At 53.4% G+C, this 298-nt stretch carries 3 tRNA genes; all 3 read left to right on the forward strand.

The features are described from left to right. The first annotated feature begins 13 nt into the window (after window positions 1-13). Window positions 14-88: transfer RNA gene (locus CHH91_RS18310), tRNA-Asn, on the forward strand. Window position 89: 1 nt separating this feature from the next. Beyond that, window positions 90-181: transfer RNA gene (locus CHH91_RS18315), tRNA-Ser, on the forward strand. Between the two features lie 21 nt (window positions 182-202). Beyond that, a tRNA-Glu gene (locus tag CHH91_RS18320) sits at window positions 203-277 on the forward strand. Window positions 278-298 lie beyond the last annotated feature (21 nt).

Consider the following 298-nt stretch of genomic DNA (forward strand, 5'->3'; position numbering starts at 1 on the left):
CAATCACGATTATTCCACAGTAGCTCAGTGGTAGAGCTATCGGCTGTTAACCGATCGGTCGCAGGTTCGAATCCTGCCTGTGGAGCCACGGAGAGCTGTCCGAGAGGTCGAAGGAGCACGATTGGAAATCGTGTAGGCTGCTACAGCGGTCTCGAGGGTTCGAATCCCTCGCTCTCCGCCATCACAAAATTACATAATAGATGGCCCGTTGGTCAAGCGGTTAAGACACCGCCCTTTCACGGCGGTAACACGGGTTCGAATCCCGTACGGGTCACCATTTATTCTCAAGACCAATTCC

Origin of the sequence: Virgibacillus sp. 7505, from assembly GCF_002272135.1 — a bacterium.
In the GTDB taxonomy this organism is placed as follows: domain Bacteria; phylum Bacillota; class Bacilli; order Bacillales; family Amphibacillaceae; genus Terribacillus.